Raw genomic sequence first — 16,347 nt, 5'->3', positions numbered from 1 at the left:
TCTCCTGAGGTGTGGGAGCGCTCCCACTTGGGGACCGATCCCATGGAAGCCACGAAGCGTGCACACGTCAACACCCCGCGCACAGGTGGGAGTTGGCGCTCAGCGCTGCCGCAGGTAGACCTCGTCCGCGTAGCACCACGCCCAGTCCTCCCCCGGCTCGGCCGACCTGGCCACGGGGTGTCCGGTCTTCTCGTAGTGCGCGGTGGCGTGGGCGCCGGGCGAGCTGTCGCAGCAGCCGAGGTGTCCGCAGGTGAGGCACAGCAGCAGCCGGACCCACCGCTTTCCGGCGGCCGCGCACTCACGGCAGCCGCCGGCCGTCGCCGGGGGCGGGTCGGGCTGCTCGCCGTGCGCGCAGTACCGGCCCTCCGGCCGGCCGCCGTCCGTGCGCGGCACCCAGGTGGTCATGGCCCCAGCCTAATCGCGTGCCGCGTACACCGTCCGGTACGCCACTGTTCATGATCGGCAAGGGCAACTTCGCCGCTCCCGCCCCTGTCCGACAAGGCGACCGCGCGCGTCACCGCGCGCCGACATCGGGGAGGCAACTCGCATGCGCACGTTCCGCACCATCGCCACGGCCACCGGCACACTCGCACTCGCCCTCGGCGGCACCGCCCTCGCACTGCCGGCCGCACACGCGGCGGCGCCCCCGGCCACCGTCGTCCACCAGGACGGCGAGCTCTGGTACAAGGCCGCTCCCGGCCGAATCAACCACCTGACGGTCGGCGAACGCATCGAGCAGCGGGGCGAGTTCGACTCGTACTACGTCCTCACCTTCCACGACCGCTACGCCATCGCGCTGGACGCGAGCGCGGTGACGTACGACGAGTGCGCGTACCCGGCCCCGGCCGACCACACCACCGTCCGCTGCGCGGTCCACATCCCGGAGAACTCCGACGACTCGGACGACTACGACGTCGACCTCGGCGACCTGGACGACACGGCCACGCTCGCCCCGGACAGCCACGCGTACGCCCGTGTCGACGGCGGTCCGGGCGACGACATCCTCCGGGGGCCCGCGTCCGCCGTGCTCCACGGCGGCGACGGTGACGACCGGCTCGACGGCGGTGGCGGTCCGTTCGGCTTCGGTTCGTACGGCGACTCCGGGAACGACGTCCTGACCCACTGCGGACAGGACTGCTTCGGCGGAACCGGGAACGACTCCCTGACCGGCACCGACGAGGAGAACACCCTGCACGGCGACGAAGGCGACGACATCCTGCACGGCGGTGGCGGCGCGGACGTCCTCTACGGCGGCAAGGGCGACGACACGCTGTACGGGGAGGCGGGGGACGACACGCTGTGGGGCAACAGTGGCGACGACGTCCTGTGGGGCGGCCCCGGCAGGGACCGGCTGTCGGGTGGGGCGGGGCGGAACGAGGTGCATCAGGGCTGAGCCGCGTCGTCCCGTCGCGGCGCGAGGTGGGGCGCGGCCGGCGGGCGGCCAGGTCCGCGCTCCGCCGGCCCGCCGCACCCGGCGCCGGACTGCCGGCGCGTCCTCAGGCCGTCTCGATCAGGGTGCCGTCGGTCAGGCCGTGGCCGTCCGGGGCCGTGTTGAGGGCGGCGCCCGTGTCGGTGACCTCGTTGCGGTCGTTCACGAAGACCACCCTGGGTTCGACCCTCGCGGCGTCGGCGTCGGCCACCGTGGCGTAGGCGATGATGATCACGAGGTCGCCCTTCTGGACCAGGCGGGCGGCGGCGCCGTTGACGCCGATGATGCCGCTGCCCCGGGGACCCTCGATCACATAGGTCTCCAGCCGGCTGCCGTTGTTGATGTCGACGATGTGTATCAGCTCGCCCGGCAGCAGATCGGCCGCGTCCATCAGGTCGGCGTCCAGGGTGAGGGAGCCGACGTAATGCAGATCGCACTGGGTGATCGTGGCTCGGTGGATCTTGGACTTGAGCATGGTACGGAACACGGCTGTCGCCTTTCGGTGTGGCGCGTTCTGAATTCGAATTGCGCGTAGAGAGCGGCGGAACGTACGGGAAACGGTTCTGCGCGGTCCACGACGAGCATTCCACGAGAATTCTCCGACCGGCAGACACGAATTCTCGTGACACCCGCTCCGGACCGCGCCCGGCCGCTCCGACCTGCGCGCACTCCTTCTTCCGCGCTGTATGTCGCCCACTCACTTTCATGTCGTGCAGGTTGATGAGCGGGCGACGGTCTGGGAATGGACCGCCCCTCGGAGTCAGAGTGATCCCGGCTTCACGGACATGCCGGGGATGCGATTACCGAACCCCGAAGTCATCGACTCCGAAGGGAAAAGACAATGACGGTGGATGTCACGACACCGGAGGTCCGGGCGACCGCCGCGCAGATCGCGGAGATATTCGCGGAGGTACTGGGCTCGGACGGCGTGCCCGGCACGGACAGCGGATTCCTGGACATCGGCGGCGACTCGCTGACGGCCGCCCGCGCGGTGTCCCTCATCAGCTCCCGGCTCGGCGCGCGCATCACGGTCCGGGACCTGTTCCGGTCCGGTACCGCCGACGCGCTCGCCGTCGTGGCGCTGCGCCGCCGGGACTCCTGACACCCGGCGAGCCGAACGCACATCCCTGACGACTCTTCGAGAGGTGAGGAACCGGTGGCACAGACGTACCGCGTAGTGGTGAACGGCGAGGAGCAGTACTCGATCTGGCCGGAGGAGCAAAAGCTGCCCGCCGGCTGGTTCGACGAGGGCACGTCCGGCTCCAAGGAGGACTGCCTCGCCCACGTCGAACAGGTGTGGACCGACATGCGGCCGCTCAGTCTCCGCCGGGCGCGGTGACCCGACAGCCATGACGACGCGGACCGAGGAAGCGGCCGGAGTGGAAGAGCCGGACGCGAAGAAGAGGGAACTGACGCCCGAGAAGAGCGAGTTGCTCAGGCAGCGGCTGCTTGGGAGGTCGCGGACCGTGACGGCGTCCCCGGACTCCATACCGCGCCGTCCTGGCATCGGGAGCGCCCCGCTGGCGCCCGTCCAGCACAACCTGTGGGTGGCGGACCGGCTGCTCTCGGACAACTCCACGTTCAGCGTCCACCGGGTCCTGCGCCTGACCGGGACGCTGGACCGCGACGCCGTCCGACGGGCGCTGGACGCTCTGGTGGAGCGGCACGAGACCCTGCGCATGGTGTTCCGGGACGACAACCCGCCCCGCCAGAGCCCGCTGCCGCCCGGACCGGCACCGCTGCGCACCGTCGACCTGTCGAGCCTTCCTCCCGTCGCGCGGCCGGCGGCGGCGGTACGGCTCGCGGAGGAGGAGATCGCGCGCCCCTTCGACCTGGAGCACGGTCCGGTCTTCCGCGCCGTGCTGGCGGCCTGCGACGACACCACGCACATCCTCGTGCTGAACATGCACCACTGCGTGGCCGACGAGTGGTCGTGCGGTGTGCTGGCCCGCGAGTTCGGCGTCCTGTACACGGAGTGCGCGCGGGGAGCCGCCGACCCGCTGAAGGCGCTGCCGGAGCTCTCCGCCTCGTACACGGACTACTCGACCTGGCAGTCCGCCCGGCTCTCGGGTGATCTCCTGGCACGTCAGCTCGCCTACTGGCGCTCGGCGCTTCAGGGCGTGCCCCCGGTCCTCGAACTGCCCGCCGACCACCTGCGTCCCCCCACGCCGTCGTTCTGGGGGCACGGGGCCCGCAGACTGCTCTCGCCTCAACTGAGTTCCGCGCTGCGGGAGTTCGCCAGGCGGAACAACGTCACCCTCTTCACGGCCCTGCTGTCGGTCTTCGCCGGCCATCTGCACCGCTGGAGCGGTGGCCAGGACCGGTTCTCGGTGCTGACACCGGTCTCGGGGCGGATCGTCGCCGACACCGAACCGCTCGTCGGCATGATGGCGAACACGCTGCCGCTGGCCGTGGACGTCAGCGACCGTCCAGGCTTCACCGCGCTGACGCACCGCATGAACACGGTCGTCCTCGGAGCGCTGGAGCACCAGGACGTCACCTTCGAGCAGCTGGTGGCCGACTCCGGGCACCCCCGGGACGCGTCCCGCAATCCGCTGTCCCAGGTCATGTACCAGTGCATCGAGTCGCGTGAGCACGTGTGGGAGCTTCCCGGCGTCACGGTGGAGCGCGAGCCCATCGGCATGGCGTCCGCGAAGGTGGACCTCTCGCTGGTCGCGGCCAACCTGGAAGAAGGCGTCCGCATCGACCTGGTGGGTGAGAGCACCCTGTTCGAGCCGGCGACGGTGGAACGCATGCTCGACTCCCTGGTCGAGGTGCTGACCCGCGCGATGGACGACCCCGAGACCACCGTCGCCGAGGTGGAGCTGCTCTCCCCGGCGGAACGGGACCGGGTTGTCGAGGAATCCCTCGGCGCGGGACCGGCGGCGCCCGACGGAACCGTACTGGACCTCTTCGCCGCCGCCGTCGCCGCCACGCCCGACGCCACCGCCGTGACCTCCGGCGACACCGCGCTGACCTACCGCGAACTGGACCAGCTTTCCACGCAGTTGGCCGCACGGCTCCGCGCGGCGGTGCCGGGGCCCGGCGCGCTGGTCGGTATCCACCTGCCCCGGTCCGAGCAACTCGTGGCCACGCTGCTGGCAGTGTGGAAGGCCGGGTGCGCGTTCCTTCCGCTGCCCCTCGACCATCCGGACGACCGGCTGCGCGCCATGCTGGAGGACGCGGACGTCTCGCTGATCGTCGCCGGACCGGGACGGCACGAGCCGTTCGGCCGGGTGCCGGTGCTCGACCCCGGCGCCGACGGGCCCACCGCGGAAGCCCCGCCGGAGTCCGCGCCGCTGCCCGGCGATCTCGCGTACCTCATCTACACCTCGGGCTCCACCGGCCGTCCCAAGGCCGTGGCGATCGAGCACGCCGGGCTCGTCAACTTCCTCCACGGCACCGCGAACCGGCTCGACGCCGGAGCGGACGACGTGTGGCTGGGCCTGACCGGCATCGGTTTCGACATCGCGCTGGTCGAGATGTTCCTGCCCCTCACGACCGGCGGGCGCGTGGTCCTGGCCCCGGAGGGGGCCGCGCAGGACGGCGAGGCCGCCGTCGAGACGGCGCGGAAGCACGGTGTCACCCATGTGCAGGCCACGCCCTCGGGCTGGCGGGTCCTGCTCGCCGCGACCCGGCGCCTGCCCCGGCTGGCCGTCGCCCTGACCGGCGGTGAGACGCTGGCGCCCGCGCTGGCCACCCAGCTGCGTGCCGGCACCCGGCGCCTGTTCAACTGCTACGGGCCGACCGAGTCCACGGTGTGGGCCACCTACGACGACGTGACCGACCCGGGCGCGGACATCACGGTCGGCACCGGCGTCGACAACGCCGCCGTCCATGTGCTCGACGACGCGATGCGTCCGGTCCCCGTGGGCGTGCCCGGTGAGCTGTACATCGGGGGGCCCGGGATCGGGCGCGGGTACCACGCCCGGCCGGGGCTGACGGCCGGGGCCTTCGTGCCCGACCCGTTCGGTCCGCCCGGCGCGCGGCTGTACCGCTCGGGGGACGTGGGGGCACGCCGGGCGGACGGCCGTGTCCGTTTCCTCGGCCGCGACGACCATCAGGTCAAGATCCGCGGTCACCGCATCGAACTCGGCGAGATCGAGGCCCGGTTGACCGCACACCCGGACGTGGCGCACGCCGTCGTGGTGGTGGACCGGAACCCCGCGGGGGCCCGGCTCGTCGGGTACTGGGTCGGAGGCGCCCCGGAGGAGGAGGTGCGGCGGCATCTCGCGGCCGCCCTGCCCGCCGCCTGGGTGCCCGCCGTCCTCGTCCCGCTGGAGAGCATGCCGCTGTCGCCGAACGGCAAGGTCGACCGGCGTCGTCTGCCCGCTCCGCGCAGCGCGGCGCCGGTGGAGCACCGGCCGCCCGCCGACGGGGCCGAACGGGTGCTGGCCGGCATCTGGAGCCGGCTGCTCGACGTCCCCTCGGTGACGGCTCAGGACAACTTCTTCACCCTGGGCGGCGACTCGGTCACCGCCGTGTTCCTCGTGTCGAGGGCCCGGGAAGCGGGTTACGTGTTCACCGCGCGGCAGGTCTTCGCCCATCAGACGCTCTCCGAACTGGCCGCGATCGCCGTCCCGTCCGGCGACGGGCGGGCGGCCGGCGGTGTCCGCCCCGAGGACTTCCCGCTGGCCGGTCTCGACCGCGAGGGTCTGGACCGGGTACTGGCCGGGCTCTCCGCCGAGGACGTCCAGGACGTCTACCCCTGCACCCCGCTCCAGGCGGGCATGCTGTTCCACAGCCTGCATGACCAGGGCGGCGACTCGTACTTCAACCAGTACCGCTGGGAGATCGAGGGTGACCTCGACCAGGACGGTCTGGTCGCGGCCTGGCAGCATGTGCTGGACCGGCACGACGCGCTGCGCTGCTCCTTCCGCTGGGAGGGCCTCGAACGGCCGCTCCAGGTCGTCCACCGGGGTGTGCGGGCCGACTTCACCGTCCTCGACTGGACCGGCACCCCCGCCGGGGAACTCCCCGGACGGCTGGAGGCGCTCCTCGCCGAGGAACGCGCGGCTGGTTTCGACCTGTTCCGGGTGCCTCCGCAGCGGTTCCACCTCATCCGCACCGCCCCGGACCGGCACCAGCTCGTGTGGCACAGCCATCACATCCTGGCCGACGGCTGGAGCGTCGGCCCGCTGCTGAACGAGGTCTTCGCGACCCTCACGGCGCGCAGCCGGCCGGGGCGGCCCGCACGGAGCCTGCCCGCGCCGGTGTCCCACCGCTCCTACGTGGAGTGGCTTCAGGGGCAGGACCCGCGTGCCGTCGAACGGTACTGGCGCGACGCGCTGGCCGGCTTCGCCGAGCCCACCCCGATCCCGGTGGTGCGGCGGCCGGATCAGGACGAGCCCGCCGGAACGGCCCGCACGGCCGAGCTGACCCTGGACGCCGGTGTCACCGAGGCCCTGGCCCGGCTCGCCCGTGAGCGGGGGTGCACGCTCGGCACCGTGTTCCAGGGCGCCTGGGCGCTGCTGCTGGGCCGCTGGAGCCGACGCCAAGACGTGCTGTTCGGGCTGACGGTCTCCGGGCGCTCCGTCGACCTGGCGCAGGTCGACTCGATCGTGGGCCTGCTCTCCAACACCCTGCCGGTGCGCGTGCGCTGGGAGGAGGAGGACCGCCTGGGCGACTGGCTCGGCCGTCTCGCCGGGCAGCTCGCCGGACTGCGCGACGTCGAGCACACCGCGCTGGTCGACATCCAGGACTGGTCGGACGTACCGGGTGACAAGAAGCTGTTCGACAGCATCCTGGTCATGCAGAACCTGGCGGTGGCCGAACGCGCCGACCTGGGCGGGCTGTCCGTGCGCATGGGCCCCGTGCACCAGAGCAGCGGGTATCCGCTGATGCTGAACGTCCGTGCCGCCCCGGCGCGGACCGTGCTCCAGCTCATCCACGACGACGCCCGGGTCGACGCCCGCGACGCGGAGCGCCTGCTGGCCTCCTTCGGCCGTCTGCTGAACGCCTTCGTCGAGCGGCCCGGCGCCCGGGTCGGGGATCTCCCGGTCCTGACGGACGACGCGCGTGACACGGTGGTCCGCGAGTGGAACGACACGGCACACCCCTTCCCCGACGCCACGACCGTGCCCGCCATGCTCCGGGAACAGTTGCTGCGCACCCCGCAGGCGCCCGCTGTGGTGTACGGCGCCGAGGAGTGGACGTACTCCCGGCTGGACGAGCGGGCCGGGCTGACGGCGTGGCGGCTGCGTGCGGCGGGGGTCCGGCCGGGTGACCGGGTGGGGCTGCGGCTGGACCGCTCGGCCGACATGATCGCCGCGGTGCTCGCGGTCTGGCGTACCGGCGGCGCGTACGTCCCGCTGGACCCCGAGTACCCGGACGCGCGGGCCGCCTTCGTGCTGTCGGACTCCGGGGTGCGTGTCCTCCTGGTGAGTGAGGAGCCGCCGTCCGGGTCCGTGCCCGCCGGGGTGACGGTGGTCCGGATCGGTGACGGCGCGGACGCGCCGACGCCGCCCGGGGGTACCGGGGACGCCCCGGAGCCGCCCGGACCGGACGACGTGGCCTATGTGCTGTACACCTCCGGCTCCACCGGCCGCCCCAAGGGCGTGGAGGTCACCCATGCGTCCCTGGCGCATCTGACCGCCGCCATGACACACGTGCTGCGGCCCGCCGGGCCCCAGACCTGGCTGGGCCTGACCTCACTGGCCTTCGACATCTCCACCGTGGAGATGCTCGTGCCGCTCACCACGGGCGGCCGGGTGGTGGTGGTCCCCGAGGAGGCACGCTGGGACGCCGCCGCGCAACGCGCCCTGATCCACGCCCACGGGGTCACCCATGTCCAGGCCACCCCGTCCGGCTGGCGGCTGCTGCTGGCCGCCGGCTTCGGGAGCGCGGACGGTGTCGCCGTCGGTCTCGCCGGGGGTGAGGCACTCCCCGACGCCCTGGCCGGTGAGCTGAGCGCGTGTCTGCCCCGGCTGATCAACGTCTACGGCCCGACCGAGGCGACCGTGTGGTCCACCTGGGACGAGGTCCCTCCGGACCGGGCGGAGGTGACCATCGGGCTCCCGTTGCCCAACACAACCGCCTACGTGCTCGACGAGGCCATGCGGCCCGTACCGGTCGGTGTGCCCGGAGAGCTGTACCTCGGCGGCGCGGGGGTCGCTCGCGGCTATCTGGGGCGGCCCGCGCTGACCGCCCGGCAGTTCGTGCCCGACCCGTTCGGCGCCCTGGGCGCGCGGCTGTACCGCACCGGTGACCTGGCGGCGCGGCGTGCGGACGGCCGGCTGCGCTTCCTGGGCCGCGACGACCACCAGGTCAAGATCCGCGGCCATCGCATCGAACTCGCCGAGATCGAGAACGCGTTGACCCGCCACCCCGACGTCCGGCTCGCCGCCGTCACGGTGCACCAGGACGCGGCGGGCCAGGACTACCTGGTCGGTCACATCGCCGGAACCTCGCCCGAGGCGTCGGACGTACGGGCGTTCCTGCGGGGCGAGGTGTCCCGCGCCATGGTGCCCGACCGGCTCGTCGTGCTGGAGGCGATGCCGCTCAGCCCGGCCGGCAAGGTCGACCGTACGGCGCTCGCCGCACCCGACGCGTCCGAGGCGGAGCCCTCCGGCGGGGTCGCGCCCCGCGATCCCGCCGAGCGGACGCTCGCGGACATCTGGGCCCGCGTCCTCAACACGCACGCCGTCGGGGTGCACGACGACTTCTTCGCCCTGGGCGGCAACTCCCTCAGGGCGGTGACGGTCTCGGCGCTCGCCCGCGAGGCGGGGCTCTCCGTGACCACCCGGCAGATCTTCGCCCACCCCACGGTGGCGGAACTCGCGGACCTCGCTTCCGGGCCACCGGTCGCGGTCGCCCCGGCGAGCGTCCCGTCCCAGTTCAGCGGGCTGGACGAGGACACCTTGGACGGGCTGCTGGACGCCGTGGGCCGGGAGGGCGTCGAGGACGTGCTGCCCCTGTCGCCCCTGCAGACCGGGCTGCTGCTCGACACGCTCGCGGAGACCGGCGACTACGTGCGCGTCTTCGCCGTCGACATCGAGGGCGACTTCGACCCGGCCGCCTTCGAGGACGCCTGGGCCGGTCTGCTCGCCCGGCACGCCATCCTGCGGTCCACCTTCCACTGGGCCGGTCTGCCCCGTCCGGTCCAGGTCGTCCGGCGTACCGCGCCGCCGGGGTTCCGGCACGCCGACCTCGGCGCGCTCGCCCCGGACCTGGCGGCCGGACGGGCCGCCGCGCTCACGGCGGCGGAGGAGGAGACCGTCTTCGACCTCGCCGCGGCTCCGCCCGCCCGCTTCCTGTTGATCCGCCTCGCCGAGGACCGGCACCGCTTCGTGTGGACCACCCACCATGTCGTCTTCGACGGCTGGAGCCTGCACGCGCTGTTCGCCGAGGCGTTCGACGGCTACCGGAGCCGGCGTGAGACCGGCCGCCCGCCCGTCCTCGCCGACCCTCCCCCGTACCGGGAGTACCTGCGCCGGCTCGCCGAGCGCGACACCCCCGAGGAGGCGGAGCGCGAGGCGGCGTACTGGCGGTCCCACCTGGCGGGCTTCACCCGGCCCACAGCGTTGCCCGGCAGCCGTCCCACGGGTGCCACCGAGGGGGTGTGGAGTGCCCGGCGCGTCCTCCCGGCCGGCGTCCACGACGCCCTGGAGCGTGCCGGACGGCGCCACCGCGTCACGGTCGGCACCCTGGTCCACACCGCGTGGTCCCTGCTGCTGAGCCGGACGAGCGGGGAGCGGGACGTCGTCTTCGGCACCACCGTCTCCGGCCGCTTCGGTGACGTCGAGGGGATCGAGCGGATGGTGGGGCTGCTGATGAACACGCTGCCCCTGCGGGTCGAGGTGGCTCCGGACGCCCCTCTCGCCGAGCTGCTGCGCGATGTCCAGCACCGCGTCACGGAGGTGGCGGGGCGGGCACACGTGGCGCTGCCCGCCGTGCGGCGGGTCAGTGAGGTGGCGCCGGGACGACGGCTCTTCGACAGCCTGGTCGTCTTCACCGACACCGGAGCGGGCGGTCTGCCGGAGGGCGTCGTACCGGTCGCCGAGGACACCGCCCGCGACACCGGCTACCCCCTGGTCCTGGAGGCCACCCGCACCGACCGGCTCACGCTCAGTCTGAGCTGCGAGAAGTCGCACTACGACCAGGTCACCGCCGACCGGCTGCTCGACCAGCTGACGCATCTGCTGACCGGCCTGACCGAGGAGCACGCGGGCGCCGCAGACGTGCCCATGCTGTCGGCGGAGGAGCGCGCACGGGTCGTCCACGAGTGGAACGACACGACGGTCCCGTTCCCGGACGACCGCACCCTGCACTCCCTGGTGGAGAGCCGCACCGCCGCGCTGCCGGACGCGGTCGCCGTCCGGTTCGGCGAGGACACCCTGACCTACGCCGAACTCGGGGCGCGGGCCGACCGGGTGGCCGGCCGCCTGTACCGGGAGGGTGTGCGGCCGGGCGATCTGGTGGCCCTGTGCACCGAACGCTCCTTCGAGCACGTCGTGGGGCTGCTCGGCATCCTGAAGGCCGGTGCCGCCTTCGTGCCCGTCGACCCCGACCATCCCGCCCGGCGCCAGGCGTACATGCTCGCCGACTCCGGCGCGCGGGTGGTGCTGACCCAGACCCGCCTGCGCGCGTCGCTGCCCGACGACGTGGACGCGACCGTGCTCGCGCTGGACGACCCGGAGGCATGGGCCGGGGCACCCGGTCAGGGCCCCCGTCCCGAGGCGCTCCCGGCCGACCTGTGCTCGCTGTACTACACCTCGGGATCGACCGGCTCCCCCAAGGCGGTGGCCTCGCACCACGCCGGCTGGGTCAACCGCATGACGTGGATGCAGCGCCGGCACCGGCTGAGCCCCGGCGAGGGCGTCCTGCACAAGACCACGCTCTCCTTCGACGACGCGGCGGTGGAGATCCTCTGGCCGCTGATCACCGGGGGCACGGTCGTCCTGCTTCCGCCCGGCGCGCACCGCGACGCCCACGCGATGGCCGAGGCCGTCGCCCGGCACGACGTGGTGCACGTGCAGTTCGTCCCCAGTGTGCTGGAGGTGTTCCTGGACATCCTCACCCCCGACCGGGCCCGGTCGATGTCCCGGCTGCGTTCGGTCCTCACCAGCGGCGAGGCGCTGCGCCCCGCGCTGGTGCGCCGGTTCCGTGAGGTCTTCGGGGACCGGGTGAGCCTGGACAACACCTGGGGCGCGACCGAGGTGTCGATCGACTCCACCTGCCGGGTGTGCACCGCCGGGGACGCGGTGGGAGACACGGGCGCGGTCGCCCTGGGACTGCCCATCGACAACAACACCGTCCACGTGCTCGACGAGGCGATGGCCCCGCTGCCCACGGGGGCCACCGGAGAGCTCTTCATCGGCGGCCCCGGCCTGGCCCGCGGCTACCACGGACGGTTCGCTCTGACCGCCGAGCGGTTCGTGCCGGACCCGTTCGGGCCGCCCGGCTCGCGGCTCTACCGCACCGGAGACGTGGGGCGCCGGCGGGCCGACGGCGTGCTGGAGTTCATGGGGCGGGCCGACCACCAGGTCAAGATCGGCGGTGTCCGCGTCGAACTCGGCGAGATCGAGGACGCGTTGCGCAGGGCCCCCGGTGTCCGGGACGCGGTCGCCGACGTCCGTACCGTGGCCGGTGCCCGGACCCTGGTCGGCTGGACCGTCGGGGACGGCGACGCCGACCGTACGCTGGCCGCGCTGCGCGCCGAGCTGCCCGATGTCATGGTGCCGAGGTTCCTGGTCGCCCTGGACGCCGTACCGCTCAACGCCAACGGCAAGGTGGACCGGGCCGCGCTGCCCGATCCGGACCCCGCGGCCCGGGAGGCGGCGCCGGACTCCGGTACCGCTCCGCGTACGCCGACCGAGGAGGCCATAGCCCGCATCTGGTGCCGGGTCCTCGGGGTGCCGAGCGTCGGCGTGCACGACAACTTCCGTACGCTGGGCGGGGATTCCATCCTGCTGATCCACACCGTGGCCAAGGCGCGCGAGGCGGGCCTGCTCATCACGCCGAAGATGGTCTTCGAGCATCCCACGGTCGCCGCTCTCGCCGCGGCCTGCGACGACGCGGCGGCGCTGGGCGGTCCGGCCGCCGTCCACGCCGAGCAGGGCCCGGTCACCGGCGAGGTCCCCCTCGGACCGATCCAGCGGCAGTACGCCGCGCTGGGCCCCCGCGGCCGCTTCAACCAGAGCCGCCTCCTGGAGATCGCTCCGGAGGTCGGTCCCGACGCCCTGCGGGCGGCGCTGCGCACCCTGATCGGCCACCACGACGCGCTGCGGCTGAGCTGGAGCGGCCGGGGAGCGCACTGGCACCAGGTCCTGGAGCCGGCCGACGGCCGCGGTGATCCGCTCACGGTCGTGGACGCCCCCGAGGAGACGGACGCGGCGGTGGAGGGCGCGCACGCCGGATTCGACCTGGCCCGTGGCCCGTTGCTGCACGGCGTGCTGCTCAGGCACTCCGGACGGCTCCTGCTGGTCGCCCACCACCTGGCCGTCGACACCGTGTCCTGGCACATCCTGGTGGAGGATCTCAACACCCTGCTGGAAGGCGGGAGTCCGGCCGCCAAGACGACCTCCGTGCGGCACTGGGCCCGCAGGCTGCGCGAACACGCGCAGAGCACCGGGTTCGACGCCGAGGCCGCCTACTGGGCACTCCCCCGGCCGGACGCGGCGGGACTGCCCATGGACCGCGAGGACGGCACCAACACCGAGGGGCGTGCCCGCACCGAGAAGGCCGTCCTGGCGGCCGCTCCGACGGCGGCCCTGCTGCGGCAGGCCGCCGCGCGGCGCGGCGCGGAGCCCGAGCACCTGATGCTCGCCGCTCTGGCCCGTACCCTCGCCGAGGCCACCGGTGGTGACGGCGTCGCCATCGACGTGGAACGGCACGGCCGTGAGCCGCTCTTCGACGACATCGACCTCACCCGCACCGTCGGCTGGTTCACCAGCGTGCAGCCGCTGCGGCTCGGCCGCCCCGGCTCCGACGACCTGGACGCCTGGACCGACGCGGTCGCCGAGCACACCCGCACCCCCGCGGGCCGGGGCCTCGGCCACGGTCTCGCCCGGTATCTGCGCGGGGACGACGCGACGGCGCCACCGGCCCAGCTCTCGTTCAACTACCACGGCCGCCGCGACACCGCCCAGCCCACGGACGCGCTCCTGCGCCCGGTGGCCGGGACACTCGGCGAGCACGTGGACCCCGGACAGCTCCGCTCCCACCTCGTGGAGATCGAGGCGGCGGTGATCGACGGCGAACTGCGCCTCGAATGGCGTTACGCGGCCGATCACTTCGACCCCGGCACGGTACGCGCCCTGGCCGAGGGGCACCTGCGGCATCTCACCGCCCTGGGCGGCACCCCGGCCGGCCGGCCCGCCGAGCCGTTCGTCCGGCGGCTGTTCGCCGGGAGTCCGGCACCGAGGCTGCCCATGCTGCGGCACCGGGTCCCGGGAGTCGCCGTCGCGGTGATCTCCGACGGCGGGCTGAAGGGGGCCTGGGGCTTCGGCACCCTCGCGGCCGACGACCCGGCCGGGGTCGACGAGCGGACGGTCTTCCAGGTCGGCTCGGTCAGCAAGCACATCACCGCGCTGGGGGTGATGGCCCTGGTCCAGGACGGACGGCTCGACCTGGACACCGACGTCAACCGGATGCTCACCTCCTGGCGGCTGCCCGGCGACGGCGTCACCCTGCGCCATCTGCTCACCCACACCTCGGGACTCGGCACGCAGTCCTACGACGGATACCGCGCGGGCCTGCCGATGCCCACCGCGGCGCAGGTGCTCGGCGGCACCGGCCCGGCCCTCACCCCGCCGGTGCGTCCCGTGGGCCCGCCCGGCTCGCCGTACCTGTACTCGAGCAGCAACTTCACCGTGGTGCAGCAGGTGCTCCAGGACGTCACGGGAGAGGAGTTCGCCCCCTTGATGCGCACGCTCGTCCTCGGACCGCTGGGCATGCGGGACAGCGACTTCGCTCCCCGTGTCCCGGACCTGCCCGGCACGACCGTCGCCCGTAACCACGACGCGTCCGGCGCGCCGTACCCGGAGGGCTGGCACCTGTACCCGGAGTCGGCCGCGGGCGGGCTGTGGTCCACACCGCGCGACCTGGCCCGGGCGGCCATCGAGATCCAGCGGGCGGTCACCGGTGACCGGCCGGTCTTCCTGAGCGCGGAGGCGGCGGCGGAGATGCTCCGCACCCATCCCGGCACTCCGGGCGGCCTCGGCACGGCCGGCAAGGCGTACGGCGACCGCCGCTGGTTCGGCCACACCGGAGGCGTACCCGGCTTCCGCTCCCTGACCTGGTCCGACCCGGACCGTGGCCTGGGGCTCGTCGTCACCGCCAACTCCGATGCCGGTGAGGACTTCCTGCGCGAACTGCTGCACGACCTCGGGGTCGGATTGGAGGACGCACGATGGTGACGATCGACGACGCCTTCCGGCGGTGGGCGGTGCGCACCCCGGACGCCGTGGCGCTGCGCGCGCCCGGCACCCGGATGACGTACGGCGAACTGGACCGGGCGGCGACGCGCCTCGCCCGCCGGCTGACCGGGCTCGGCGTACGGCACCGGGAGCTGGTCGGGGTGGCCGCCACCCCGTCGCCCCAGTTCGTGGTGGCGATCCTGGGTGTGCTGCGGGCGGGCTGCGCCTATGTGCCGTTCGACCTGGCCTACCCCGGGAAGCGGCTGGCGCACATGCGGCGGGACAGCGGCATCCGGGTCCTGGTCGCCGACGCCGACCTGCCGCCCGCTCTCGCGGACTGTGTGGTCCTGGCCCCGGCTCCGGACGCCGACGACGCGGACGACACCGGCCCGCTCCCCTCCGGCGCGGCCCGGCAGGCCGACCCCGCCGACCTGGCGTACGCGATGTACACCTCGGGATCGACCGGACTGCCCAAGGCGGTCCTGGTCGAGCAGCGCAACGTCACCGCATTCGCGCTGCGGCAGGACTTCGTCGCGCTGGGGCCCGGACGCACCATGCTGCAGAGCAGCTCCTTCTCGTTCGACGCGTCGGTGCTGGAGATCTGGGGGGTGCTGCTGCGCGGGGCCTGCCTGGCCTTCCCGCCGGACAGCATGCTGACTCCGGCGGAACTCGGCGGCGTCCTGGCCGCCGAGGGCGTGACCGATCTCTGGCTCTCGGCGGGCCTCTTCCACCGGATCGCCGAGGACGCGCCCGAGGCGCTGGCTCCGCTGCGTACGGTGATCACCGGCGGGGACGTCGTGTCCCCGGCCCGGGTACGTCGCGTGCTGAGCGCCAACCCGGGGCTGACGGTGGCGCACATCTACGGGCCGACCGAGACGACCGTCGCCGTCTGCCGCCGCCTGCTCACCGACCCGGACCAGGTGGAGTCCCCGCTGCCGCTGGGCACCCCGATCCCCGGCACGAGCCTGCACGTCATGGACGAACGCGGCCGTCCGCTGCCCCCCGGTGAGACCGGAGAACTGTGGATCGCGGGGGAGACGGTGTCCCGCGGCTACCACGACCGCGCCGAGCTGACGGCGGACCGCTACGTCACCGACGCCGGGACCGGCCGGCGTGCCTACCGCAGCGGTGACCTCGCCCGCAAACGCCCCGACGGCACCGTGGAGTTCGCGGGCCGGGCCGACCAGCAGGTCAAGATACGGGGCTTCCGCATCGAGCCCGGAGAGATCGAGGCCGCGCTCGGCGAGGCGCCCGGGGTGCACGCCTGCCTGGTCACCGCACGTGTCGCGCCGCCCGGCGACAGACGCGTCGTCGCCTATGTCGTCCCGCGCGCCGCCGGCCCGCTGCACGCGGCCGAGGTGCACCGCTTCCTGGCCGGGCGGCTGCCGCGCCACATGCTGCCCTCCGAGTACGTCGCGCTCGACGGACTCCCCCTGGACGCCAACGGAAAAGAGGACCGGCGCCGGCTGCCCGAGCCGGCCTGGGGGCGCGGCAGTCTCGCCGTGCTCGACGTCATTCCCCTGCCCGCCGGCCCGGCCGCCCTGCCCGAGAGGATCTGAT

At 73.6% G+C, this 16,347-nt stretch carries 7 protein-coding genes; 5 read left to right on the top strand and 2 right to left on the bottom strand.

What is annotated here, in order from left to right; genetic code table 11:
• Nucleotides 1-99: 99 nt before the first annotated feature.
• Nucleotides 100-405, bottom strand: a complete 306-nt coding sequence (locus D0Z67_RS27285) for a UBP-type zinc finger domain-containing protein (RefSeq protein WP_031179248.1) — start codon at nucleotides 403-405, stop codon at nucleotides 100-102.
• Nucleotides 406-547: 142 nt separating this feature from the next.
• Here D0Z67_RS27285 and D0Z67_RS27280 point away from each other — a divergent pair, with 142 nt between their 5' ends.
• On the top strand, nucleotides 548-1,393 hold the full coding sequence (locus D0Z67_RS27280; protein ID WP_031179247.1) for a calcium-binding protein: 846 nt from the start codon (nucleotides 548-550) through the stop codon (nucleotides 1,391-1,393).
• A 103-nt stretch (nucleotides 1,394-1,496) separates the two neighbouring features.
• On the opposite strand, the gene panD is transcribed toward D0Z67_RS27280, so the two are convergent.
• The gene (gene panD / locus D0Z67_RS27275) at nucleotides 1,497-1,916 is read right to left on the bottom strand and encodes an aspartate 1-decarboxylase (RefSeq protein ID WP_037774297.1); all 420 of its coding nucleotides are present in this window, start codon (nucleotides 1,914-1,916) and stop codon (nucleotides 1,497-1,499) included.
• 354 nt (nucleotides 1,917-2,270) lie between these two features.
• Between panD and D0Z67_RS27270 the strand changes: the two genes are divergently transcribed.
• Genes D0Z67_RS27270 through D0Z67_RS27255 form a run of 4 tightly spaced genes read left to right on the top strand, consistent with a single transcriptional unit; the run spans nucleotide 2,271 to nucleotide 16,346 of the window.
• Nucleotides 2,271-2,531, top strand: coding sequence for an acyl carrier protein (locus D0Z67_RS27270; protein WP_031179245.1), 261 nt, complete (start codon nucleotides 2,271-2,273; stop codon nucleotides 2,529-2,531).
• 21 nt (nucleotides 2,532-2,552) lie between these two features.
• Complete coding sequence (locus tag D0Z67_RS27265) at nucleotides 2,553-2,768, top strand: MbtH family protein (RefSeq protein ID WP_165507376.1); 216 nt, start codon at nucleotides 2,553-2,555, stop codon at nucleotides 2,766-2,768.
• Between the two features lie 10 nt (nucleotides 2,769-2,778).
• Nucleotides 2,779-14,787, top strand: a complete 12,009-nt coding sequence (locus D0Z67_RS27260) for a non-ribosomal peptide synthetase (RefSeq protein WP_078873027.1) — start codon at nucleotides 2,779-2,781, stop codon at nucleotides 14,785-14,787.
• On the top strand, nucleotides 14,781-16,346 hold the full coding sequence (locus D0Z67_RS27255; RefSeq protein ID WP_051887451.1) for an amino acid adenylation domain-containing protein: 1,566 nt from the start codon (nucleotides 14,781-14,783) through the stop codon (nucleotides 16,344-16,346). Before D0Z67_RS27260 ends, D0Z67_RS27255 begins: the two co-directional genes overlap by 7 nt.
• Nucleotide 16,347 lies beyond the last annotated feature (1 nt).

Origin of the sequence: Streptomyces seoulensis (genome assembly GCF_004328625.1) — a bacterium.
Classification (GTDB): domain Bacteria; phylum Actinomycetota; class Actinomycetes; order Streptomycetales; family Streptomycetaceae; genus Streptomyces; species Streptomyces seoulensis.
Note: the sequence above shows the minus strand (reverse complement) of the source record. Positions and strands in the feature narration are given on the sequence as shown.